At 71.2% G+C, this 23,779-nt stretch carries 21 protein-coding genes and 2 pseudogenes; 8 read left to right on the top strand and 15 right to left on the bottom strand.

The genetic code is table 11. The features are described from left to right. Positions 1-26 precede the first annotated feature (26 nt). From EF387_RS05125 to EF387_RS46575, 4 genes and pseudogenes are all read right to left on the bottom strand, one after another. Positions 27-1,349 carry a 7-cyano-7-deazaguanine synthase gene (locus EF387_RS05125; RefSeq protein ID WP_128375276.1) on the bottom strand — a complete coding sequence of 441 codons (1,323 nt, stop codon included), beginning with the start codon at positions 1,347-1,349 and terminating at the stop codon, positions 27-29. Continuing rightward, entirely contained in the window at positions 1,346-2,134 is a 789-nt protein-coding gene (locus EF387_RS05120; protein ID WP_128375275.1) for a hypothetical protein, read from the bottom strand. Before EF387_RS05120 ends, EF387_RS05125 begins: the two co-directional genes overlap by 4 nt. Before the next feature lie 616 nt (positions 2,135-2,750). Beyond that, positions 2,751-3,307, bottom strand: a pseudogene (locus EF387_RS05115) (tyrosine-type recombinase/integrase); the annotation flags it as partial. Continuing rightward, a complete protein-coding gene (locus tag EF387_RS46575; RefSeq protein ID WP_155589736.1) occupies positions 3,285-3,431 on the bottom strand; it encodes a hypothetical protein in 147 nt (48 codons plus the stop codon). The gene EF387_RS46575 and the pseudogene EF387_RS05115, both read right to left, overlap by 23 nt. A gap of 426 nt (positions 3,432-3,857) precedes the next feature. Between EF387_RS46575 and EF387_RS05110 the strand changes: the two genes are divergently transcribed. Together EF387_RS05110 and EF387_RS05105 are read left to right on the top strand one after the other, a co-directional pair. Continuing rightward, a complete protein-coding gene (locus EF387_RS05110) occupies positions 3,858-4,967 on the top strand; it encodes a sugar ABC transporter substrate-binding protein (RefSeq protein ID WP_128375274.1) in 1,110 nt (369 codons plus the stop codon). 404 nt (positions 4,968-5,371) lie between these two features. Next, on the top strand, positions 5,372-6,529 hold the full coding sequence (locus EF387_RS05105) for a sugar ABC transporter permease (protein ID WP_128375424.1): 1,158 nt from the start codon (positions 5,372-5,374) through the stop codon (positions 6,527-6,529). A gap of 403 nt (positions 6,530-6,932) precedes the next feature. Here the strand turns inward: EF387_RS05105 and EF387_RS46570 are convergent, their stop codons facing one another. From EF387_RS46570 to EF387_RS05085, 4 genes are all read right to left on the bottom strand, one after another. Beyond that, the gene (locus tag EF387_RS46570) at positions 6,933-7,493 is read right to left on the bottom strand and encodes a hypothetical protein (RefSeq protein ID WP_155589735.1); all 561 of its coding nucleotides are present in this window, start codon (positions 7,491-7,493) and stop codon (positions 6,933-6,935) included. Continuing rightward, entirely contained in the window at positions 7,477-7,968 is a 492-nt protein-coding gene (locus EF387_RS05095) for an RNA polymerase sigma factor (protein ID WP_128375273.1), read from the bottom strand. Before EF387_RS05095 ends, EF387_RS46570 begins: the two co-directional genes overlap by 17 nt. 343 nt (positions 7,969-8,311) lie before the next feature. Next, entirely contained in the window at positions 8,312-8,926 is a 615-nt protein-coding gene (locus EF387_RS05090; protein ID WP_128375272.1) for a class F sortase, read from the bottom strand. After that, positions 8,923-9,342 carry a Tat pathway signal sequence domain protein gene (locus EF387_RS05085; protein WP_128375271.1) on the bottom strand — a complete coding sequence of 140 codons (420 nt, stop codon included), beginning with the start codon at positions 9,340-9,342 and terminating at the stop codon, positions 8,923-8,925. Before EF387_RS05085 ends, EF387_RS05090 begins: the two co-directional genes overlap by 4 nt. 531 nt (positions 9,343-9,873) lie before the next feature. Here EF387_RS05085 and EF387_RS05080 point away from each other — a divergent pair. Then, complete coding sequence (locus EF387_RS05080) at positions 9,874-10,383, top strand: sortase (RefSeq protein WP_128375270.1); 510 nt, start codon at positions 9,874-9,876, stop codon at positions 10,381-10,383. A gap of 225 nt (positions 10,384-10,608) precedes the next feature. Then, entirely contained in the window at positions 10,609-11,379 is a 771-nt protein-coding gene (locus EF387_RS05075; RefSeq protein WP_128375269.1) for a class F sortase, read from the top strand. A gap of 148 nt (positions 11,380-11,527) precedes the next feature. Here the strand turns inward: EF387_RS05075 and EF387_RS05070 are convergent. Together EF387_RS05070 and EF387_RS05065 are read right to left on the bottom strand one after the other, a co-directional pair. Next, positions 11,528-12,377, bottom strand: a pseudogene (locus EF387_RS05070) (hypothetical protein). A gap of 174 nt (positions 12,378-12,551) precedes the next feature. Further along, positions 12,552-13,019 (bottom strand): DUF2000 domain-containing protein, encoded by a 468-nt coding sequence (locus tag EF387_RS05065; RefSeq protein WP_128375268.1) that lies wholly within the window; start codon positions 13,017-13,019, stop codon positions 12,552-12,554. A gap of 49 nt (positions 13,020-13,068) precedes the next feature. Between EF387_RS05065 and EF387_RS05060 the strand changes: the two genes are divergently transcribed. After that, the gene (locus tag EF387_RS05060; RefSeq protein WP_128375267.1) at positions 13,069-13,875 is read left to right on the top strand and encodes an AraC family transcriptional regulator; all 807 of its coding nucleotides are present in this window, start codon (positions 13,069-13,071) and stop codon (positions 13,873-13,875) included. Here the strand turns inward: EF387_RS05060 and EF387_RS05055 are convergent. The 3 genes from EF387_RS05055 to mshA all read right to left on the bottom strand — a co-directional run bounded on the left by EF387_RS05055 (position 13,845) and on the right by mshA (position 17,801). Then, the gene (locus EF387_RS05055) at positions 13,845-15,620 is read right to left on the bottom strand and encodes a glycoside hydrolase family 55 protein (RefSeq protein ID WP_238431341.1); all 1,776 of its coding nucleotides are present in this window, start codon (positions 15,618-15,620) and stop codon (positions 13,845-13,847) included. The two genes, EF387_RS05060 and EF387_RS05055, sit on opposite strands and share 31 nt — an antisense overlap. Before the next feature lie 152 nt (positions 15,621-15,772). Then, positions 15,773-16,264, bottom strand: coding sequence for a type III secretion system chaperone family protein (locus tag EF387_RS05050; protein WP_128375266.1), 492 nt, complete (start codon positions 16,262-16,264; stop codon positions 15,773-15,775). Between the two features lie 196 nt (positions 16,265-16,460). Beyond that, on the bottom strand, positions 16,461-17,801 hold the full coding sequence (gene mshA / locus EF387_RS05045) for a D-inositol-3-phosphate glycosyltransferase (protein ID WP_128375265.1): 1,341 nt from the start codon (positions 17,799-17,801) through the stop codon (positions 16,461-16,463). 204 nt (positions 17,802-18,005) lie between these two features. Here mshA and EF387_RS05040 point away from each other — a divergent pair, with 204 nt between their 5' ends. The 3 genes from EF387_RS05040 (at position 18,006) to EF387_RS05030 (ending at position 22,073) form a co-directional block, all read left to right on the top strand. Continuing rightward, entirely contained in the window at positions 18,006-18,818 is an 813-nt protein-coding gene (locus EF387_RS05040) for a class I SAM-dependent methyltransferase (RefSeq protein WP_128375264.1), read from the top strand. Positions 18,819-19,213: 395 nt separating this feature from the next. Then, positions 19,214-20,296, top strand: a complete 1,083-nt coding sequence (locus EF387_RS05035) for a C40 family peptidase (protein WP_128375263.1) — start codon at positions 19,214-19,216, stop codon at positions 20,294-20,296. A 223-nt stretch (positions 20,297-20,519) separates the two neighbouring features. Beyond that, on the top strand, positions 20,520-22,073 hold the full coding sequence (locus tag EF387_RS05030) for a PP2C family protein-serine/threonine phosphatase (RefSeq protein ID WP_420802528.1): 1,554 nt from the start codon (positions 20,520-20,522) through the stop codon (positions 22,071-22,073). 210 nt (positions 22,074-22,283) lie between these two features. Here EF387_RS05030 and EF387_RS05025 read toward each other — a convergent pair whose 3' ends face one another. Both EF387_RS05025 and EF387_RS05020 read right to left on the bottom strand, forming a co-directional pair. Continuing rightward, positions 22,284-22,616, bottom strand: coding sequence for a DUF2516 family protein (locus EF387_RS05025; protein ID WP_162467081.1), 333 nt, complete (start codon positions 22,614-22,616; stop codon positions 22,284-22,286). Between the two features lie 246 nt (positions 22,617-22,862). Then, positions 22,863-23,492, bottom strand: a complete 630-nt coding sequence (locus tag EF387_RS05020; protein ID WP_128375261.1) for an ATP-grasp domain-containing protein — start codon at positions 23,490-23,492, stop codon at positions 22,863-22,865. Between the last annotated feature and the right edge of the window lie 287 nt (positions 23,493-23,779).

Below are 23,779 nucleotides of genomic sequence, written 5' to 3'. Positions count from 1 at the left end.
ACGGACTGGTGCGAGCTGGATCTCGCCTACGCCGCGTCAGCCGCCTCGGCCGCATCCGCGATCTGAAGCAGCCGGGCCAGCTCCTCCCGCCCGCGCCTGATCAAATCGAACGCCGCCGCCGGGTCCGTGTCCGGCGGCAGCGGCGTATCGGTGAGGACGTCCGTAAGGGTGTACCGGCCGAGCAGCCACCGCTGCAGTGCACGCCAGTCGGTGCCCCGGTCGAGCGGTAGGTCGTCTGCCCATGGCAATGCCTCGTACCGGGTGCCGTCGGTGCCGTTTGCGTGGAGTAGCCCGGAGCGGCGCACCAGACACGGGAAGCAAACGCCGCAGTTGGCAATGCGAGGGCCGCCGCTGCGGCGGGCGGGCGGCTTGCCGCAGCTCAGGGTGGATTCCAGGTCGGACGGTGTAAGCCCCGCATCGCGTCCGGCCTTGCACACCTCGCCTTTCGTCAGCCTTGCCAAGGGGTTGACCACCCGTACCGCAGTTCCGGCGTCACCCACGGCGGTTAGCAAGGCGTTCAGGCGGCCCAGCGTCCATGGGTGCACGGAACGGGTGGAGCAGGCCGCCGAACGCGCAGGCGTCAGGGGCGGGTTGAGAGCGAGCTGGCCGTTTTCGGGGATGTGGACGGTGGTCACTCCGTGGGCGGTAGCGGCGCGGATCGCGCCCGCCGCGTACAGCAGACCGCGGGTGCGGGAGGAGGTTTCCAGCCGCAGCCCGGAGCCGTCGCCCGCCGGAGTTTGGCTCATCGGTAGCAGCATCACCGGCCGTGATCCATCCAGTCGCTCGACGGCCTTGTATACCCGCTGCTGGAGACGCAGCAGGCCGATCTCGCGGAACATCACGAGCAGCAGCGGTCCGGGGTCGTCGGCGCGCGAGCGGGTGGCGGCCCAGCTGAGGGAATCCAGTCCGCCGGAGAACAGCGCTACTTCCGAGGCACGCGGGTCGTCGGGGAAGATCATCGCCTCCTCGACCTGGTGACCGGTGAGAGGCCGAAAGTCCACATTCCAGAGGTCCCCGGTGAGGATCTGGAGGAGTGCGGTGAGGTGGGTACGGACGGCTGCGCTCTGCCACCGCTCGTGTTCCGTGACGGGCACGGCAAGGCTGATGCGGCGGGTCCACCGGTCCCGGACGCCGGTCCGGCGTACGTACTTGTCGGCGATGAACGCGGCCCTGGCGACGCGGAATAGGTCCTCGGCCCAGTCGGGGACAGGGCCGGGCAGATGGTGCCGGCCGGTGATGCGGCGCTCGTTTTCTTGGAAGGCTTCCTCGCCGATCTCCGTCCAGCGGTCATCACGAGGCCGGTCTCCGCGGTGGCCGCGCCACCACAGGAAGTGGTCGGAACCGGTCATGCCGCAGCTCCCTCTTCCCCAGTGGTCTCCTCAGTGATCAGGCCGAGTACCTTTCCGACCGCTCGCGGTACCAGCGACTCAGCGATCTTGGGCAGCGCGACAGACGGCTCCTGCGCAGCGCTCACCACCGACTGCGTGGTGTCCACGGCCTGCGCGAGATCCGTCGCTTCGGCGGACTCCTCGCAAGGATTCGGCACCAGGTCCACCACCTTCTCCGCGACCCAATCGGCGATCCTGCCTTCCGGATCGCTCGCGATGAGCACCGGCACGGCCAGCTTGACGTGCTCGGCGACAACGGACCGGAGGAACTCCCCCACCATGTCGGCAAAGAACACCTGGTAGAGATCACACAGGATGTCCCAGGCAAAGCCGCCGCCCGCGCCACCCCCGTTCATGGCGTCGTCCATCTCGGGATGCCTGTCCCGGACATCGCGGACCGCCGCGGCCACCCCCCTGCGCACCGCGGCGTCGGCGAGTGTGCCGCCGTCTCCGCCGACCTCCGAGACGAGACGTGCGACGAGCGCGTCCGACGACTCGGCGCCCTCGGCGGCCAGCGAGCCCAGGGCCCCGGCGAGCCGTTCACCGGCCGCACAGGCCGTGTCGTACAACCCGAAGGCCGATCGATCGGCACGCAGCGTCTCGTGCAGGGCACGCAGATGGTCTCCGGCGATCTCCTCCAGCCGCTGATCCGCGTTGCGCGAGTCCTCTCGCCAACGCGCCAGCCGCCTCGCAGCGGAGCTCCACCGGTCGCCGCTCGGCCCCTTCCATCGCGTGGATGTCCCCACAGCACCCCCAACCCGATGGTGTCCCGACCCGGTCTCCCAGCCATGGCATCAGACCGGACGATCCCCAGGTAGGGCGCGACTCGGCCAGGGCGACGCGGACCAGTCCGGCGGTCAACTGGCCAGGAATATCACTTACTGTGACATCTACGCCTCGGAACGTGAGCAGTCGTGGCGTTGGGTTACGGGCATCGCGCCAAGCCCCGGTCAGGGGCTGGCAAGATTGGGCTTGCGCCGGGTGTCGCGTGGACCGCGCCTGCCGCGGAGCGCTAGGCAACTCCGCGCGGCTCAGCGGAGTGTCGAACTGCTCGCCGCAGTCAGCCTCCGTGGACACGGCGCGAAGGGCGGATTCAGCGGCCGCTGGCTAACGTCCCACTGGGAGCCATCTGGGAGCCAACCCGCTCCCCAAGCCCCTTCCAGGCCACCCGACACCACCGCACCCCAACGCTCTGACCAGTCAAAACAGCATACAAACCGGTGATGATCACAACCGAACCTCATTCGGGACGAAGAGGTCGTGGGTTCAAATCCCGCCACCCCGACAGTGAGACAGCAGGTGAGGCACCTACCAGTTCTGGTAGGTGCCTCACCTGTTTCGTCTGCGCGTCTATCTGCGTGACTACCGCTCCAGGTCCCGAGCGAAGATGCCATCCATGACCACTGCGCCGGTCTGGATCACGGGCCGGATCTGCTTCCGGTAGACCTCCTCGGTCACGGCCGCGCCGGAGTGGCCGACGAGCCGGGCGATCTCCTCCAGCGATACACCACCGTCGGAAAGCAACGACACAAAGCTGTGCCGCAGCTCCCTTGGCGTCCACTCGTCGGTGTTAATCCCTTCGGAGTCCTTGAAGCGCCTGGCGGAATGCTCGCCGGACGTTGGTCGCGTCGAGCGGCCTGCCGACGGCCGAGGAGAAGACGAGGCCGTCTTCCTCCCACTTGTCGCCAGCAGCGAGCCGATCCCAGCCCTGATCCTCCACCGCGCCGGACCGAGCGCCTTCATGGGCGCATTGTCGCAGGCGAGGTCAGCGCCCGATGTGGCAGTGACGGCAACCCTGACGGCCACGACGATGGACGGCAGCGGTACCCGGCAGCTCTGGGCGGCACCGGCAAGGCCGCGTCAGGGCCGCCGACCACGGCGTGCCCGCATCTTCTGCTACTGAATGTATGCGTCCAGCTTGCGCTCATCCCATCGCGTAGCCATCTCCCGTCTGAACTTGGCGCGTTCAGCCATGGCCGTCGCCAGGAACGAAGCAAGGGCACCGATGAGGACTCCGATCAGGGTGATGATCTGAGTGACCATGGTCGTCAAGCTATCGCCGACCGCCAACGGCGACTTACCCACTGCGCCTTCGTCAACCTCTTCTCCACCAGCGCCCCCGGGCAGTCATGCCCTGGGTGATGGGGGCTTGGTGTCGTGCGCCGGACCGGGCAGCGCCGGGCGCACGTGTTCGGGTACTTGTGCGCGAGCCATGCTGACCTGTCGATCGGTTCCTGGGTATCGCGATCACCTCGACAAGCGCGCTCGTTCGGCTGGAACGCTGCCGATGGGAGCACTCGGCGTACTCGAAGATCGGCGAGGACCGACCTCCGCCGTTTGGTGCGTGGTGCCGGCCCTCGGCTTGATGTGCGCGGTGGGTAGGCCTGAACGGGACCGCGGGGGCTTGGCTACGCTTGGCGTAAGCGTTCATTGCGGGGCAAAATCGGACAGATTTTTAAGGAACCGGAGATGGGTCTCGGTGCCAGCCTTCCGGCCGTGCGGTGTAGAGCCCTCGGCCGCGTGTCTGTAGCCGTCACGGTTGCCGCCGGCCTGGCACTGACGGGGGCGTGCGGCGGGGGTGAGGACGGCGGGGACAGCCTCACCGTCGGCTTGCTGCTTCCGGGCGGTGGGGCCTCTCGCTTCGGACAGTTCGACAGGCCCCTGATCGAGAAGAGGCTGGAGGAGCTGTGCCCGGACTGCCCGACCGCGACCGTCGCCGCCACGCCTGAGTCGGCGGTCCAGCGGCAGCAGCTCGATTCCATGATCACCAGAGGTGTGGACGTCCTGATCGTCGCCGCCGTCGACCCCAAGGGGCTGCGCTCGTCGGTCGAGGCCGCGGACCGGGCCGGTATCCCGGTCGTCGCCTACGACCGGCTCGCGGAAGGCCCGATCTCCGGCTACGTCACCTTCGACGGTGCGGTCGTCGGAAGGCTTCAGGGCGAGGCGCTTCTGAAGGCCATGGGAGCGAAGGCCGACGGCGGCCAGATCGTCATGATGAACGGCGCCACGATCGATCCCAATGCCGGCTGGTTCAAGCGTGGATCGCTCTCCGTCCTCAAGGACAAGGTGAAGATCGGCAAGTCGTACGACACCGTCGGATGGCGGCCGGAGAACGCCTACGTCAACATGACCGGCGCCATCGCCGCCCTTGGCGGGGGCAACATCGACGGCGTGCTGGCCGCCAACGACAGTCTCGCCGGCGCCGCGGTCTCCGCCCTCAACGCCGCCGAGGTCAGGCCGCTGCCCCCGATCACCGGCCAGGACGCCGACCTGGCGGCCGTCCGCCGCATCGTCAGGGGCGACCAGTACATGACCGTCTACAAGCCGTTCAAGCCCGCGGCCGACGCCGCCGTCGAGATGGCCGTCGCCCTCGGGCGCGGCAACTCGGTCGAGTCGATCGCCACCGGCACCGTCGACAGCGCCACCACGAAGGACATCCCGGCGGTCCTGCTCCCGTCGGTCTCGGTGACCGCCGGCAACATCAAGGACACTCTCGTCAAGGACGGTATGTACACAATCGATCAGATCTGTACTCCGAGGCTCCGGTCCGCCTGCGACGAGGCCGGACTCACCCCATGAGCTTTCCTCGCAGGCGGAAGGAGTGGGCGGCCCCGTGGAGAGCATGGCGCCGCCCCCGGTCTCCCTCGCATCGGGCCGAGGCCGGCGCCGGACCGCCGTCCCCGGGACGCCCAGATCCGTCCGAACCGCCCGACCCACCCGGAGGAGGCATGGCCGTGAGGAGAAGGCGGACCCGGGCGCGCGCCGCCGATACCGGGACCGCCGCCGATACCGGGACCGCCACCGATACCGGGACCGCCGCCGATACCGGGACCGCCACCGATACCGGGACCGCCGCCGACACCGCTCCCGTCGGTGGCCGGCGCCGCGACGAACGCCGGTGGTCCGAGGGACGTCTCGGCCGGTGGTCCGAGGGACGTCTCAGCCAGTGGTACGGCGGACGTTCCAGGGCGTACGGCGGCGCCGTGCGGCGCAGACTGCGCAAGGGTGAACTCGGCCCGGCCCCGATCCTGCTCGCTCTCGCCGTGACCTGGATCGTCTTCCAGAGCCTCAACGACAACTTCCTCTCGCCACGCAATCTGTCCGTTCTCAGCGTGGAGATCGTCGGGGTCGGCATGGTCGCCGTAGGCATCGTCTTCGTGCTGTTGATCGGCGAGATCGACCTGTCCGTCGGCTCGCTCGCCGGCCTGGCGGGCGCCCTGTTCGCGGCCCTGAACGTAAACCTCGGGATGCCGGAATGGCTCGCCGTGGTCATCGCCGTGATCTGCGGTGCGGCCGCCGGGGCCCTCCACGGGTTCTTCTTCGCCAAGATCGGCGTACCCGCCTTCGTCGTCACCCTCGCGGGCCTGCTGGCCTGGAACGGCCTGATGCTCTACCTGCTGGCGCCGGAGGGCACCATCAACTTCAGCGAGGAGGGGCTGGTCGCCGAGCTGACCAGCCGCTACTTCAGCGCCGCCGTCGCCACCTACGGCCTGGCGGCGCTCGGCACGGCCGCCTACCTCCTCGTCTCCTACCAAGACCGCAGGCGCCGCAGCGCCGCCGGGATGCCGTACCGGCCGATGGGCGAGATCTGGGCCCGTACGGCGCTCCTCGCGGTGGTCGCGTTCACCGCCGTCCACGTCCTGAACCAGTTCGAGGGCCTGCCGCTGGCGCTCGTGGTCTTCCTCGTGGTCATCGTCGCCTCGGACCTCTTCCTGCGCCGCACTCGCTACGGCCGGCAGGTCCTCGCGCTGGGCACCGGTGTGGAGGCGGCCCGGCGCGCCGGCATCGATGTGACGCGCGTGCGCATCGCGCTGTTCATGGTGTCCGGGACCCTGGCCGCGGTCGGCGGCCTTTTCGTCGCGTCGCGGCTCACCTCGGCGAGCCAGGTCCCTGGCTCCGGCATGCTGCTGATCAGCGCCATCGCCGCTGCCGCCATCGGTGGCACCAGCGTATTCGGCGGACGTGGTTCGACCTGGTCCGCGCTGCTGGGGGTGCTCGTCATCCAGTCGATCGCGTCGGGCATGGCGCTGCTGGGAGTCGAACCACCGGTCCAATTCATGATCACCGGCGGGGTGCTGCTCACCGCGGTGACCTTCGACGCATTGGCGCGGCGCGCCGCGCTGTCGCGCTGGCGGTCCTGAGGGCAACTGAGGGCGAGGGACCGGTGTCCGCGCCGGCTGTCGCGTCGGCGGTCCTGAGAGCGAGGGACCGGTGTCCGCGCCGGCTGTCGCATCGGCGGTCCTGAGAGCGAGGGACCGGTGTCCGCGCCGGCTGTCGCATCGGCGGTCCTGAGAGCGAGGGACCGGTGTCCGCGCCGGCTGTCGCATCGGCGGTCCTGAGAGCGAGCGACCGGTGTCCGCGCCGGCTGTCGCATCGGCGGTCCTGAGAGCGAGCGACCGGTGTCCGCGCCGGCTGTCGCGTCGGCGGTCCTGAGAGCGAGGGACCGGTGTCCGCGCCGGCTGTCGCGTCGGCGGTCCTGAGAGCGAGGGACCGGTGTCCGCGTCGGCGGTCCTGAGGGAATTCGGACGGCGAGGGCGGGTTGTCCTACGGGCGGGTGCCGCCCTCGGTTGCGGCGAGCTCGTCGGTCGGGGCCGAGGTGGAGCCCTCCTCCTGTATCGGGGTCGGTGCCGCCGACTGCCCGCTGGTGGGGACTTCGCTGCTCGGGGGGCGGGGCTCCTCGGTCCCGGGGGTCGTCGAGGTGGGGCGGGGGGTGACCAGCTCCGTCGGCACAGACGTTTCGTCCACCACCGATGGCGACGGTGCGTCCGACACCGATGGGTCGGGCAGCGACGGCGTGGGTGACACCGGTGGGGTGGCGGGCGCCGAAGTACGACCGCTCGCGGGTGGCGGCGCCATGGGGACCGTCGGGGACCGCGGTGCCTCGGGTTTCGCCAGGTGGATCGGCAGCGTGACGATGGCCGCGACGACGCAGGACAGGCCGACGCCGGCCGCGACGCGAAGCAGCCGGCGGCGGGCCGCGCTGCGGCGGATCGCCTCGAAGCGGCCCGGCGGCGGGCCGAGGTGGAGGGGGTCGGCGGGGCGCAGGATCACCGCGAGGGGGTCGTCGGGTTCGAACTCCGGGCCGTCGTCAAGGCGTGTGGTCAAGGCTTCTCCTCAGGTGGACGCGGAGCAGTTCTCGGGCCGCGTGGAGGTCGGCCTTGACGGTTCCTTCCTTGCGCCCGGTCAGCGCGGACACTTCCCGGATCGGCATGTCAGCGTAGTAGTGCAGCAGGATCGGGACACGCAGTCGTTCCGGCAGCGACTGTACGAGCAGTCGTACCGAGGGGTCGGCCTGCTCGGTGTGGGGGTGGACGGCGGCCTCGGCGGTGGCACGGTGCATCGCCTTGCGCTCGCGCTCCAGTTTGCGCCAGTGGTCCCGGACGACATTGGCCGCGGTGACGTAGAGGAAGCCACGGGGCTCCTCCACGGACGTCCAGCGGGCCCAGAGCCGGGTGAACGCCTCGGAGGCGATTTCGTGGGCCGTCTCGTCGTCGTCGACGAGACGGCGGCACCATCCGGCGAGGCGCGGGTAGAGGGCGGCGAACAGCTCGGACGCCGCCTCGTCACGGGACCGTTTCAACGCTCTCCATGGTCGTGATGCACTCGGGAGTGCCGGTGGTGGCACTCGGGTTTTCCTGCTGCGCCTGGGGATGCCTGGCGCAGTCGGGCGTGCCTGGTGCACCTTCCGGGTGCCTGGCGCACCTTCCGGGTGCCTGGCGCACCTTCCGGGTGCCTGGCGCACCTTCCGGGTGCCTGGCGCACCTTCCGGGTGCCTGGCGCAGTCGGGCCTGCCTGGTGCACTTCGGGTGCCTGGCGCACCGTCCGGGTGCCTGGTGCGGTCGGGGGTGCCTGGTGCACCCGGGGTGGGGAAGATGCCGGGCCGTCGGCGTACGTTCCATGGGCCCGGCGTCTGTGTCGACCGGTCAGGATCTCGAGGAGCTCAGCGCGGCGAAAGCGATCACGTTGTTGAGGTAGCCGTCGGCGGTACGGGGACCGCCGCAGGTGATCAGCCGCAGCTCCGGACGGTCCACGTCCCCGTAGACGTCGTCCACCGGGAAGTTCGCCTTGGCGACGTTCCGCAGGGAGCCGACGGCGAACTCCGCCGTCGTTCCGTTCTCCAGGCGCACCTCGATCCGGTCACCCCGGCGCAGCCGCTCCAGGTGACGGAAGACCCCGTCCCCGTAGGGGTCGACCGTGACATGGCCGAGGATGACGGACGGGCCGACCTGACCCGGCGTCGGCGAGTGCCGGTACCAGCCCGCGCGGTCGTCCGCCGCGACCGGGGGTACCTGCACGGTGCCGTCCGGCGCCAACCCCAGCCGCATCACCGGGGTGTCGACGTCGATCGCCGGGATCCGCAGCCCGACCGGGACCGAACGGCCCAGGGGGCGGGCCGGCTTCCCGGAGGCGGAGGACGACGACGATGGCGCGCTGCTCCCCCGTGCGGTGGTCGTCCGGTTTTCCCGGTCGCCGGTGCAGCCCGCGAGCAGCGAGGCGGTCGCCGCGGCGACGAACGCGCGCCTGGAGAGCGGGGTCATGCCCCGGTCGCCCGCCGACGGCGTACGACGAAGACGGCCACGCCGCCCGCGACGAGCACCGCGGCAGCGCCGCCGCCGATCAGTCCGCCCTCTCCCCCGGACTGCGAGGACCCTGCGGTCACTCCGGTGTCGGGCGCGCCCGACGGTACGACGGAGACCTGACCGTCGGACGGCATCTCGGTCGGTTCGGCGATCGGGGTCGGGACCGTGGACTCCGACGGGCGGGTCGATTCGTCGATCGGGCTCGGGACCGCGCTCTGCGACGGGCTGGTCGGCTCCTCGCTCGGAGCCGGGACGGCGGTGGCGGTGGCGGGGACGGTGGGAGACGGGGTCGCCCCGTCGGCGAACGCGGGCACGGTGCCCGCCAGCACGGCGGTGCACGCAAGTGCCATGGCGCTGAGGACGGTTCGGCGCATGTGAATCGCTCCCTTGGGTCGGCCCGCCCGGTACCGGGCGGGCTGTTGTGACTGATCGAGCGGAGAGACGAGGCAGCGGCGGACCGGGTTGTAAAGAGATGGCAAAGCCCGTTCGTCGTGGTTCTCCGACGGGTCATTGGGCGCACGGTTGACGGCACCTCAGCGGAAACCGTGCGTGCGCACTCTCGCCGCACCGGCCCCGGAACCACCACACATCTGCCGCCTGCCACGCCGGACCGCGGCGTCGCCGGCGCACATCTGACCAGGACTCAGGACGAGCGGCCCTCAGCGCCGGGGCCGGCCCCGGCGCTACCCCGTTCGCCGTCCTCCCCGCTTTCCTTGGACGGTCCCGTATCCGGAGCTATGACCTGCGGAAACGTCACGAATGGCGGCGGTGGCTGCGGCTGGCCGGGGGACACGGGAGCCGACACCTCGTGTTGCGGGGGTGACGGAGTGTCGGTTGCCTCGGGGGTGGAGCACAGCAGAGGCGCCGTGCGGACAGGCCGGACACTGCTCCGTTGGAGGATTCACATGCTCAAAGCACGCGTTGCCGTAGGTATCGGCCTGGTCGTCGGTGCCGTTGGTCTACAGGTTCCCACCGCTGTCGCCGCCGGCGACTCGAACATCGAGATCCACCCGTTGAACGCGTCCCCGGGCTCCACGGTCACCGTCAGCACCACCGCCTGTGGTTCGGACGTGACGTACGGAAAGGGGGAGTCGGCGGTAGGAGGATCGTTCCACCTCTTCAAGGGTGACCGTGAGGGTGAGCTCAGCGGAGAGTTCAAGATCCCTGAGGGCACCGAACCCAGCACGGACACGGTCACCCTCAAGTGCCCGCCGAGGGTCAAGGTCACGGACACGTACCGGATCCTCGGCAGTCAACCGAGCGGCGCCGTCAATGCCGGCTTCGGGAGCGACGAGGGCGACGGTGCGCAGCTCGCCCTGGGCGGCGCGCTGGTCGCCGGAGCCGCCGCGGGAGGGCTGGTGAGGATGCGCCGCCGGTCGGCCGACGCCCACTCCACCTTCTCCGCCCGGAGCTGACGAAAGCTGACGACAGCTGACCAAAGCTGACGAGAAGCAGACGGAGCCCACTGAAGCCGATGAAAGCAGATGGAACGGACTGAAGCTGACGGAAGCTGCCCGGAGCCGACCGTCCGGCTCTCCTCCTCGCGGCCCCCGGACCGCACACCGGTCCGGGGGCCGCGACGCCGGCACCCGACACGACGGCCGGGAATCCCACCCCGCCATGAGCAAGAGGCTCGACCGATGGAACCAGGGCACAAGAGCAGTGCTTCCCCGCAGCCGTTCATCCCCTCGGTCAAGCTCCTGGCCTGGGCTCTGGTGGCCGGCAGCGTGCTGGTGATCAGCGCGCTGCACGACGAGCAGCCGCCACAGCCCTCGGCGGCCCAGGCCTTCTCCGCCCCCGGTATCGGGACGGCCCCCGGTCTCGGGACTGCCCCCGGTCAAGTCGACGCCGCGGGATCCTCCCCGACGGACTCCCTGGCAGGTACCGGAGCGGCGGGTATCGGGGCGGCAGGTAGCGGGGCGGCGGGCGCCTCCACCGCCATCCAGCCACTGCCCCACGCGGACCCGGTCCGCCTGCGCATCCCCGCCATCCGCGTCGACGCTCCGATGACACGGCTGGGGCTCGACGCCACGGGGGCGCTGCAGCCACCGACCGCCGACACACCCGAGCTCGCCGGCTGGTACGGCGACGGTACGGCGCCCGGTTCGGCGGGGACGGCCGTCACCGCGGGCCATGTGGACACGCGCACCGGCCGCCCGGGCGTCTTCCACCGCCTCGGCGCCCTGACCAAGGGCGCCACGATCGAGGTCGACCGGGCGGACCGGCGCACGGCCGTGTTCACCGTCGGCGCCGTGGAGCTCTACACCAAGGACGGGTTCCCCGACGAGAAGGTCTACGGCACCACCGGTCTGCCCGAACTGCGGGTGATCACCTGCGGTGGCGGCTATGCCAGGAAGACCGGGTACCGGGGCAACGTCGTCGTCTACGCCACGCTCACCGCGGTGCGATGAGCGGGTGGCCGGGCCCAGGGCGCGTGCCGTCGGCGTGGAGACCGGGGGTGGCCGGGCCCAAGGCGCCGGCCGTCGGCGTGGCGAACGGGTGGGCGCCCGGTCCCGGTCTCTCGGCCCGAGGGCGGCCGGAATGCCGCACCGCCTCCGCTCAGAGTCCGTAACGGCCCTTCAGATGACGCCAGAAGTCCCGGAGCATCCAGGTGTCGAACTGCGTGATCTGTGCGGCGCTGCCCGCCTTCATCAGGAAGCAGCACTGGCCGGTCGGTGTCCAGTCGTAGAAGTCGTCGAGGCCGAAGGTGTGGCCGACCTCGTGCAGGTAGATGCGGATGTTCTCCTGGTTCAGGGCGCCGGTGAAGTACTCCTGGCCCATGCGCTGGCCCCAGTCCCCGCCGGCGCCGCCATGGAACCCCTTGGTCAGCCACAGGGACTGGTCGTAGTGACGGGCCGCGCCGCCCGGGCAGCGCGAGTAGTTGCCGTCCTGGTGGAAGAAGCGGCCGCAGTCCGGCGAGCACCGCGGGGCGCCGCCTCCGTCGAGGTTCCCGGTGTGGATGTCGATGGAGTTGTCGGTCCACTGCAGTGTCGAGCGGTTCCTCACCGCCCAGCCGACGATGTTGACCGGCACGGTGGTGCACGGCCAGGCGTTGTGGCCTTGCCGTTCTCCACCATGGCCGCCGTCCACTTGCCGAACTGCTTCTTCAGGGCCGCGTGGATCCGGTCCCGCAGGCCGCGCCGACGGGGGCGTCGGACTCCCAGCGAACGCAGTAGTTGATGCTTCCCCGGTTGGCCATGACCTGGTCCCAGCCGTAGTTGCGGAAGCCGTAGAGGTTCGGGTAGGTCGACTCGACGTGGTTCCACACCTCGCCGAGCGGCTCTACGAGGTTCGCGGGCGGGTTCCACTCGTCGGCGGCCCGCGCCGCGGAGGCGGTGGTGCCGGGCGCGGCGACCAGTGCCACCAGCGCGGCGAGAACGGTGACCAGGCGCGCGAGTTGGGTGCGCATGGTGAACTCCCTGGGTGGGGGACGGGATTTCACCTCCAGGTCGCCGTGACCACCCGCACTGGTTGCCCCTTTGGCCCAGCCGACTCCGGCGGAGGCGGAGCCGGTCGCCCGCCCCGCGCAGTACTCCTGTGGCGGCGAGCCACCACGCGGGCCGTCCGTGGCGGATGGGCTCCGTCACGGATGCATCCGCGCCCCCTTCAGCACCTTGTCCACCCCGTTCCGCGGCCCGTACACCGCCAGGCCCACCAGGTCCAACTGGGCCGTCGGCACGGCGCGTACCGCCGCGCGGTTGTCGCGGTCGTTGCCCGTCGTGAAGAGGTCCGCCGTGAACAGGGAGCGCGGGAGGGCCCGGGACAGGGCCCGGGTGTGGGCCGCCGTCAGGGTCTCCTTCGTGCCCTCGAAGATCAGTACCGGCTGGCGGAACATCGGGAGGTAGGAGACGCCGTCCGCGTCCTCGTAGGGCTCGCCGACCACCTCGGGGAGCGTCGATCCCAGGCCGCTGACCAGGAACGCGGTCACATTGAGCCGCTGCCAGGGCTCCAGGTCCTCGCGCAGCAGGACGGCGATCTTGGTGTCGAAGCGGATGGGTTCGTTGCCGGTCGGTTCGTCGCCCGTGACGGGTTGGTTGTTCGTACCACTCATGGGACGAGACTGGCCGCCGGTGCACAGCGGAGTCTTGTACGTTCCTTGCATGGTGTCCCGGCAGGAGGTCTCCGCATGGCGCCCGCGGGTGCCGGGCGTCGTCGAGGTCTTCCACGCGCGCTTCACCGAGCACGCCTACCCCATGCACGTGCACGAGGCGTGGACGCTGCTGATCGTCGACGACGGCGCCGTCCGCTACGACCTCGAGCGGCATGAACACGGCACCCCGCACGACACGGTCACGCTCCTGCCGCCGCACGTCCCGCACAACGGTTCCGCGGCCACCCCGGACGGCTTCCGCAAGCGGGTCGTCTACCTCGACACATCGCGGCTCGACGAGAGCCTCATCGGGGCCGCCGTGGACGGGCCCGACCTGCGCGATCCCGTACTGCGCCGGCGCGTGGGCCAGTTGCACGGTGCCCTCGCCCACCCCGGCGACGAACTCGAGGCGGAGAGCCGGCTGACGCTCATCGGTGAGCGGCTGCGCGGCCATCTGCGGCCGCGGCGCGCCGAGGAACCCGCGCGGGACGGCCCCGGTGTCGCCCACCGGTTGCGCGAACTGCTCGACGCGCGTCTCGTCGAGGGGGTGGGGCTGGACGAGGCGGCCCGGCTCGTGCACGCCCATCCCGCCCATCTCGTAAGGGCGTTCAGCGGCACCTTCGGGATCGCCCCGCACCAGTACCTGATGTCACGACGGGTGGAACGAGCCCGCCGGCTGCTGCTGGAGGGCCTCCGGCCGGCCGCGGTCGCCACCGCCACCGGCTTCTACGACCAGGCCCATCTGACCCGTCACTTCAAACGGCTGGTGGGGGTGGCCCCCGGCCGCTACCGGGTGAGTTCGCGCTGTGCGTCGTAGAGGTTGCGCGGCCGTACGACGTCCGTCGTCGGGTACAGCTCCAGGCGCGAGTGGAGGTCGCCGGTGAAGTCGGGCACGTCGATCTGGTCGAACTCGGTGCAGGCGTTGAGGCCGACGGTGGCGCTGTAGGGAGCGAGCCCGTCGATCTTCACCAGTCCCGCGCGGCCGTTGGTGGCGCGGATGTTCCAGTGGGTGAAGCGGGCGCCGAAGAGCGGGCCGGAGACGGCGTCGCCGCCGTGGCGGCCGTTGTTGTCGACGGTGATGTCGGTGCGGACGTTGGCGAAGGGCAGGCCGCGGTGGCTGTCGAAGGTGCCCATCCGCATGTCGCCGCGGGTCCAGACGTTGTACGAGGACAGGCCCTCGACGTTGATGCCGTGGAGCTGGGTGCCCGCGGGGGCCGGGACCGTGCGTTCCTCGATCGTGAAACCGTCGATGAGGTTGTCGTGCGAGCCCTCGCGGCAGAAGTACGGGTGGTGCTCGCCACGGCCGGTCACCCGGGTGCGGCGCAGGGTGCAGGCGGAGGCGGCGACCAGTCCGAACCCGTTGTCGACGTTCCGTACGACGACGTCGTCGGCCCAGCAGTCGTAAGCGCACTGGAAGGTGACGCCGTTGTAGCCGAGGTCGAGCAGGTGCGGCTGCTGCGGGCTCAGCACGGCTTCGAGAGTGAGGCCTTCGACGCCGGAGCCCGTGAGCGCCTCCACATGGGTGGTGAGCTGCGGGTTCCACTCGGGGCGCAGATCGAGCGGGAGCGGGCGCTCGAAGGTGACCGTGCGGCCCTGCACGTGTGTGATGCGCACCGGCCACTCGTAGGGGACGTAACTGAGCAGCTTGGTGTGCTTCTTCCAGGGGTAGGCCGCCGGGCCCGGTCCGCCGCCCGACATGTGCTGGAGCAGCGTGTGACTCGTGTCATCGGAAAGGCGCAGGAGGACAAGGGCGCCCGGTCGCAGACGGCGGCTCGACGCCACCCGCACCGACCAGGACCCCCGCGTCGCCGGCCCGACGGCGGTGAGGGTCTCCCACTCGTCGCGCCTGTTGCCCGTCCATCCCTCGAAGGGCCAGTCCTGCGCCTTGATGGCGGCGACCAGTGAGTTCCAGCGGGCCGTCGGCGCCAGCCAGATCAGGCCGCCCGACCAGGACCAGGACGACTTGGTGCCGCCGTAGCGGGAGCCGTAGGGGCCGATCAGTTCGGTGAGGTGCTTGGTCGCGTACAGCTTCGTACGGCCGCTGCCTGCGCCCTTGAGGACAACGTTGGAGTGGCCGACACGGATCACGCCGTCGATGCGGAACGTGCCCGGGGGGATGAGCACCGTGCCACCGCCGGCCCTTCCGGCAGCGGCGATGGCACGGTTGATCAGGGGGGCGGTGTCGGCCGAGCCGTCCGGTCTGGCGCCGTAGGAGGCGAGGTCGATCACTGCGGGGCGGCGGGGGAAGCGCGTCGCTCCGCCGCGGCAGCCGGCGCGGCCGACGTACGGGATCTGCGGGTGGGTGAACGGGGTGCGGCTGAACTCCCGCCACAGGGCGGGGACCCGACCGGCGCCCGCGCCGGATGCGGCGCCGGTCGCGACGGTGGTGGTCGCGTCGGTGGTGGTCGTGGCCGTCGTGGTCGTGGCCGCGGTGGTGGCCGGGGTGCGCGATCCCGCGACCGCCGCCCCGTCGGTCATGGCCACGGCCGCGGCGGCCAGGGAGGCACCGAGCAGACCCCGCCTGGAGAAGCCGGGGACATCGCAGTTCCGTCCGTCGATCATGACCGACCGCCTTCCATGAAGCAGTACATGGATGTGAACGATGTTCATGTGGGGGACGGCGGGGAGCATGCCACGGAGACCCCGCGCACGGAAGAGGTCGCGCAGAGGTCGACGTCAGGAAATGGTCACCCGGGAGTCGGCCAGTCGGTCAGTCAGTCGACGGAACGTTGAGTCAGATGTGTGAACGCGTCGAGGTTTCGGGTCGATTCACCGCGGGAGACCCGCCAGGCGTACTCCCTGCGAATCGCAGTCGCGAATCCGAGCTCGAGGAGCGTGTTGAAACTGCCGTCGGCGGCCTCCAGGACCGAACCGAGCAGCCGGTCGACCTCCTCGGGGGTGACGGCGGCGAGCGGCAGCTTGCCGACCAGATACACGTCTCCCAGGGTGTCGACGGCGTAACTGACGCCGTAGAGCTTGAGATTGCGCTCCAGGAGCCAGCGGTGGACAGCCTCGGCGTTCTCGTCCGGACGGCGGATCACGAAGGCGTTCAGCGACAGCGAGTGGTTGCCGACGATCAGCGAGACGGTCGTCGAGAGCTTGCGCGTACCGGGGAGCTTCACCACGTACGAGCCGCTCCGCGGGCTCTCCCACTCCAGTTCGGCCTCGTTCAGTACCTGCTCGATGATCGACGCTGCGTCAGCCATGGTGGGAGCGTACGCGACAGCCGACGCCCCGGCCGGGCGCGGCTCCGTCGGCGGCGGGGACGGTGGAGGGCCGACGGCGAAGCCGGGGTGCGGCCGCGCCAGCGTGGCCCGGCCACCGACTGGCGGGGCCGGGGCATGTTGGCCGCCGGAGACGACGGAGGGCCGACGGAGAGACGACGGAGGGCCGACCGCGGAGTCAGCCGTGGTGGGAGCGGATGCGGCGGCGACGCTCCTGGATCGCCGCCGTGTAGACGTCCGCCGTGGTCGAGGCTGCGGTGTCCCAGCCGAAGGACTCGGCGTGCCGGGCTGCCGCCGCGCCCATCCGCGCCGGCAGCTCCGGCCGGTCGGCGAAATCGCGCAGCACGCGCGCGTAGGCGGCCGGATCATGGCCCTGGACGAGGAACCCGGTCTCCCCGTCGCGCACGGCCACCGGCAGTCCGCCGACGGCGGCCGCCAGCACCGGTGTGCCCGCCGCCTGAGCCTCGATCGCCACCAGTCCGAACGACTCGCTGTACGACGGCATCACCAGCACGGACGCGGCCCGGAACCAGTCCGCGAGCCGCTCCTGCCCGACGGGCGGACGGAACCGTACGACGTCGGCGATCCCCAGCCGCGCGGCGAGCTTCTGCAGCCCCTCCGGCTTGGCGAGCCCACTGCCGCTCGGGCCGCCCACCACGGGGACCACGATCCTGGTGCGGAGTTCGGGGCGCTCCTGAAGAAGCACGGCTACCGCGCGCAGCAGCACGTCGGGGGCCTTCAGGGGCTGGATGCGGCCCGCGAACAGCGGGATCAGGGCGTCCTGCGGCAGACCGAGTCGGGCACGGGCGGCGGCGCGGCCGTCGGCCGGGCGGAAGCGGTCCAGGTTGACGCCGGGATGCACGACGGCGACCTTCGCCGGGTCGGCCTCGTAGTGGCGTACGAGTTCGTCGGCCTCTTCGGAGGTGTTGGCGATGAGCCGGTCGGCGGCGCGCACTATCTGGGTCTCGCCGATGACGCGCGCCACGGGTTCGGGATTGTCGCCCTCGGCCAGTGCGGCGTTCTTGACCTTGGCCATGGTGTGCATCGCGTGCACCAGGGGCGCACCCCAGCGTTCGGCGGCCAGCCAGCCGACGTGGCCGGAGAGCCAGTAGTGCGAGTGCACCAGGTCGTAGTAGCCGGGGCGGTGGCCGGCCCAGGCCTGCATCACGCCGTGCGTGAAGGCGCACAGCTGGGCGGGAAGATCCTCCTTGGCGAGGCCCTCGTAGGGGCCGGCGTCCACGTGCCGCACCAACACTCCGGGGGCCAGCTCCACCGCCGGGGGCAACGATCCCGTGGTTGCGCGTGTGAAGATCTCTACCTCTATGTTGATCGCGGCGAGGCGCTGGGCGAGCTCCACTATGTAGACGTTCATACCGCCGGCGTCGCCCGTGCCGGGCTGGTGCAGCGGCGAGGTGTGCACGGAGAGCATCGCGACGCGGCGCGGCTTGCGGTGGTGCAGCCTGAGGCGTGAGGGCGCTGCCGACGAGCGACGCCCGAGCCTGCTCACGTACTGGCTCACGTGGCGTTCCTCCTTGCTGCGGGCATGCCTGGAGGAGGACGTGGAACGCCCTCCACGAGGGAGGAACATCGGAGCGGGCCACTCCATTTCCTTTTTGCCGAATCATTACCAGAGATCGCTCAACCGTTCGAGGTCATCCCGCGTGCTGAGGCGGCCCCGGCGGCGGGTCCGGAGCGCCGCGGACCACCCCATACCCTCATACGCATGACATCCCGCGCCTCCCGCCCCGTGGGAACGGTGACGCGCGGGACCACCAACCCGAACCGCCTGCGCCGCATGGACCGCTGGATCGCCGCTGTCCACGGCGGTGCGCTGCGCCGCGCCGCAGACCCCGTGGCCGTCGACCTCGGGTACGGGGCGGCACCCTGGACGGCCCTGGAGCTGCTCACGCGGCTCCGTACGGTCGCGCCCCGGACGCGTGTGGTCGGGGTGGAGATCGAACCGGCCCGGGTCGCGGCGGCGAAGCCCTACGAACGGGAGGGGCTCGCCTTCCGGCACGGCGGCTTCGAGATACCGCTGCCGGGACGGCCCCAGTTGATCCGCGCCGCGAACGTGCTGCGCCAGTACGACGAGGACGAGGTCGCGGACGTCTGGGAGCGGTTGTGCGCACGGCTCGCACCGGCAGGGGACGGCTCACCGGGCGGACTGCTGGTCGAGGGCACCTGCGACGAGATCGGGCGCCGGCACGTGTGGGTGGCGCTCGGACCCGAGGGTCCGCGGACCGTCACCTTCGCCACCCGGCTCGGCTCCCTGGAGCGCCCGTCCGACCTCGCCGAGCGCCTGCCGAAGGCGCTGATCCACCGCAATGTCCCCGGCGAACCGGTGCACGCCTTCCTGCGCGACTTCGACCGCGCCTGGGCCGCCGCAGCGCCGTACGCCTCCTACGGGGCGCGACAGCGGTGGATACGTGCGGTGCGGGCGCTGACGCGGGACTGGCCCGTGGTGGACGGGACCGGGCGGTGGCGACAGGGCGAGGTGAGCGTGGCCTGGGGGGCGTTGGCGCCGCGTGGAGCCTGACCCTCGCGCGAGGCCGAGGCCGAGGCCGAGGCTGAAGCTGAAACCGAGGCCGAGCCGAAGCCGAGGCCGAGTCAAAGTCGAAGTCGAGGCCGAGCCGAAGCCGAGGCCGAGCCGAAGCCGAGCCGAGGCCGAGCCGAGGCCGAGGGCTTGGGCGCAGGTGGAGCGGTCGGAGGCAGACGGGGCGAAAGTCAACCCCCGTAACCCGGAACGCTCGGCGTGAGTCCTTCGTCACACAGGCGGGAGATCGTGATCACGTGTGACGAGGAAGGGGCAGTGAGCTCAGGGCGCGAGGCGGGGAAGTCCGCATCCGCTCCTGTCGGTCAGCGCCCGGACATGACCCGATCCCCCGGCAGTCGAAGGTAACTGACGGCAAATCAGACAGAGGGGGCAAGTGTATGGGCACCGGACGGCGGAGCCTCACGACGGCGGCCCTGGCCCTGGCCTGCGCGGTGACCGTGCTGGCCACGTCCGGCGCCGCCCACGCGAGCGTCACCGCACCGACGCCACCCCCCGCTCCCTTACCAGCGTCAACGCCCCAGAGTCTCAAGGAACTTGAGGAGATCCGCGAAAAGCTGGACGAGCTCTACCACGACGCCGCGGTGGCCACCGACGCGTACAACGCCGCGGAGGAGAAGTCTGAGCGACAGTCGGCCGAGATCGTCGAGTTGGCCCGCGAGATCGTCGAGGGCCGGGCGAAGCTGGAACGACTGAAGGACCGCGCCGGCGCCGCCGCCCGCGCCCAGTACCGCACGGGCGGCCTCCCGCCCGAGGCCCGGCTGTGGCTGAGCGACGACCCGGAGGCGTTCCTCGAGGGCGCGGGCCGGGTCCGCCAGGGCGAGCAGGCGACCCAGGGCCTGCTCGGCGAGCTGACCCGCACCCAGCAGGACTTGGAGCAGTACTCCGCGGACGCCTCCGCGCAGTGGAAGCAACTGGAGGCCAACCGCAAGGCCAAGGCCGAGGCCAAGAAGAAGGTCACGAAACAGATCGCCGCCGCGCAGAAGCTCGAGTCGCAACTGGAGAAGGACGAGCGGGAGCGGCTGGCGGAACTCGAGGAGGAGGCGGCCCGCAAGGCGCAGACGGCGTGGCTCGGCTCCGGCGTCCTCGACGACGCCAAGGGGCAGGCCACCACCGGCGGGAAGAAGGCGGTGGCGTTCGCGACGGCGCAGACGGGCAAGCCGTACCAATGGGGCGCCGAGGGGCCCAAGGCGTACGACTGCTCCGGGCTGACCTCGCAGGCCTGGCTCGCGGCGGGGCGCACCATCCCGCGCACCTCCCAGGAGCAGTGGAGGCAGTTGCCTCGCGTCGACGTGGAGGACATGCGGCCCGGCGACCTGATCATCTACTTCGATGACGCCAGCCATGTGGCGATGTACATCGGCGACGGGGCGATGGTGCACTCACCGCGCCCGGGGCGGACCGTCACGGTCGCGGGCGCGGGTTCGATGCCGATCCTGGGGGTCGTACGGCCGGACAAGTAAGCACCGAACATGGAATATTGGGGCATTTACCCTCTTACGTATGCAGTGCATCACAGGTGATGCACCGCCCGACAGGTGCCGCACAAACCCGTTCGCGGCTGCCGACGCGACCGCCCAAAACGTGACCCACAGCATGTTCCGGGCACCCGGTAAGGTCCGGCGACGTGATGTTCGTCATCCGGAGCGGGGCCCGAGGCACCAATTGCGGTGCGGCGGACGGCACATGACCAGGGGCTGTCCAGGGTCCGCCATTCCGTTGTGGCGGGGCCTACCGCTAGGGTCCCCCTCTGGTGGGCCGAGGCCCTTCGTCCCACCGTGCTCTGGGGGGAGTGAAGGAACCGAGACGATGCCCGTACCCGTACCGCGGCAACGAGCGATCCCGGCCGTGGAGAGTTGCCCGGCTCGGGACGTGCCCGGCCCCAGTTCCGGCCGGGTCACGGCCGAGGCGACGCCCGCCAGGGGCGCCGCCGGATCCGGCACGTCCGGCTCCGGGTCCGACGCGTCCGCCCCCGGCGACGCGGGCGACCTCGACGAAGCCCGACCCGCCGCCGTGGACAGCCCCACCAACCTCACCCTGCTGGTGATCGAGGAGGACCCGGCGGGCGTGCTGAGCGTGCCGCGGATGCTGGACAGCGCGGGCAAACCGATCCGCATCCGCACCGCCCGCAACCTCACCGAGGCCGAACGGCTGCTCACGGACGACGTGCACTGCATCCTGCTCGACCTCGCGCTGCCGGCACCCGGTACCGCGCAGGCGAAGGCCTCCGGCTCCGCGCGGGCGGCGGGCAGGACCGGTGGCGACCGGGGCGACGAGCTGGCGACGCTCCGGCACGTACTGCGGCTCGCCCCCCGGCACGCCGTCCTCGCGCTGACCGCGTCCGGCGACGCCGAACGCGGCGCCGAGGCCGTACGGGTGGGCGCCCAGGACTATCTCCTCCGCGACGAGCTGGACGGCCGGCTGCTGAGCCGTGCCATCCGGTACGCGGTGGAGCGGAAGCGTTCGGAGACGGCCGAGCGGCGGCTGACCGAGTCCCGGCTGCGGGCCCAGGAGAACTCCCGTCTGGAGCGCGGTCTGCTGCCGACGCCGCTCCTGGAGGGCTCGGCGCTGCGCTTCGCGGCCCACTACCGCCCCGGCCGCTCCCGGGCCCTGCTGGGCGGAGACTTCTACGACACCGTCCGCACGCCCGACGGCACGGTGCACGCCATGATCGGCGACGTCTGCGGCCACGGTCCCGACGAGGCCGCGCTCGGTGTGGAGCTGCGCATCGCATGGCGGGCGCTGACCTTCGCGGGGCTCTGCGGGGACCAGCTGCTCTCCACGCTTCAGCGGGTGCTGGAGCACGAGCGCGAGAGCGATGAGATCTTCGCGACGCTGTGCACGGTGGACATAGCCCCGGACGGCCGGAGTGCGGGACTGTGCCTGGCCGGGCATCCTTCCCCGCTGGTCGCGCGCCCCGGTCGGCCGGCCGAGCTGCTGCCGTACGAGAGCGGCGGCCCGGCCCTCGGGCTGCTCCCGGACGCGCGCTGGCCCCGCATCCAGGTGCAGCTGGGCGGGGCCTGGAGTCTGATGCTCTACACGGACGGCCTGATCGAGGGCCGGATCGGCCGGGGCAAGGAGCGTCTCGGTCAGGACGGCATGGTGGACCTCATCCGCCGCCAACTGGCACACGGCCGCCGCGGCGAGGAACTGCTCGAGGCGGCGGTAACGGAAGTCCGCGAACTCAACGGCGGCGAACTGACGGACGACGTGGCCGTAGTGCTGCTCGACCGCGCGTAAGAGAGCGCGCCCGGGTGTAACGGGGCGCGCTGGACCGGGCAAGGCGTAACGGGGCGCGCTGGACCGGGCCTAACAGGGCGCGCTGGCGCGCTGTGCCGGATCGACGGGGCGCGCTGGATCGGGCGTAGCAGCGCGCGGCGGCCTCACGAACGAGTCCGCCGCGCTGCGCCGCCACCGCTGCCAGTGGCCGCTGCCGCTGCCGCTGCCGGGTCAGCGTCCTCCGTTGTACGGGCCGTACGGTCCGTCGCTGCTGGAGCCGCGGTGGCCGCGGCCGCCGCCCGGGAGTGCGCGCACCGCCGGCCGGACGTCGACCATGTACACGATCGTCGCGATCAGACCGATGATCGGCAGGAAGGACAGGATCGGGAAGAGCAGGTTCACCACGAAGGCGAGCCCGAGAATGATCAGCCAGAACGGCTTGGTCTTCTTGTCTGCCGCGCGGTAGGCGTCCTCACGGCGAATGGCGGCGTCGAAGAGCGCGAAGCCGCTGAAAACGATCAGGGCCATGCTCAGCAGCCACATGACCCCCGCGAAACCCTGCATCAGCACAACGTCCACCACCAGACTCGGTTCGTCCGCTACGCGGCCACGGTACCCGTTACCCACGAAACGGGCCGGGCACTCGTCGAGTGCCCGGCCCGTCGGTCCTGCCGGTCGCCGATCCCGCGGCGGTACCAGCCGCGGGCTCAGCGCGGGCTCAGCGCCGACTCAGCAGGCTCAGCGGCCTCAGATGGTCGTGGCCTCAGCGGCCTCAGCCGAGGTGAGCCCGCCGCGGTCGGGCTGCCGGATTCACTTCCCGGGCGGCGTGGTCTTCTTGGCCGGGGCCTTCTTCGCGGCCGGCGCCGGGGCCTTCTTCGCGGCCGGGGCGGGGGTCGAGGCGGGCGCCGGGGTGGGCTTCTTGGCGGGGGCCGGGGTGACCTTGACCTCGGCCGGCTCCTCCTTGACCGCGACCGGCTCGGGGCCCGTCTTCGGCTCCACGGCCTCGGCGACATCGAGGAGTTCCTCGGCGGCCTCGCCGCGCCAGGTCTTGACGGCCTGCTCACCGTGCTCGGCGACCTTCTCGTAGGTCTCCCGGGCCTTCACGGCGTACTCCGCCGCGACGCCGACTCCGCGCAGAGCCAGGTCCTGGGCGGACTCACCGAGCTTCTTCAGGTCGGTGTCGAGGGTGGTGATGAGGCCCTGCACCCGGGCCTGGATGGTCTCCTGGGCCTCCTTGGCGCGAGCGGCCGCCTTCTCCTGGACGGCCTTCGGGTCGGCGTTGCGCACGGCCTCGATACGGGCCGGGGCCTCGGCGCGCACCTGGTCGACCAGACCGGGCAGCTTCTTGGCCTGCTGGAGGGCCAGGTCCGCGGTGCCTGCGGCGAAGTAGAGCGGGGTCGGGTCGCTGAAGGTCTTACGCAGGTCTTCGGTGATCGCCATGGCGATGGTCCTTCCGGAATCGCTGTTGAGCATGAGGGTTTGTGGTCTGCGGCCGACCGGCGTGCCGGTCGGAGGGTGCGATCGGCGGATGCCGGTCGGCGGATGCCGGTCGGCGGATGCCGGTCGGCGGATGCCGGTCGGCGGATGCCGGTCGGCGGATGCCGGTCGGCGGATGCCGGTCGGCGGATGCCGGTCGGCGGATGCCGGTCGGCGGATGACGGTCGGCGGATGCCGGTCGGCGGATGCCGGTCGGCGGATGACGGTCGGCGGATGCCGGTCGGCGGATG

Origin of the sequence: Streptomyces cavernae (genome assembly GCF_004023625.1) — a bacterium.
Lineage (GTDB): Bacteria > Actinomycetota > Actinomycetes > Streptomycetales > Streptomycetaceae > Streptomyces > Streptomyces cavernae.
The sequence above is the reverse complement of the archived record's forward strand: the minus strand, read 5'-3'. Positions and strand labels throughout refer to the sequence as shown.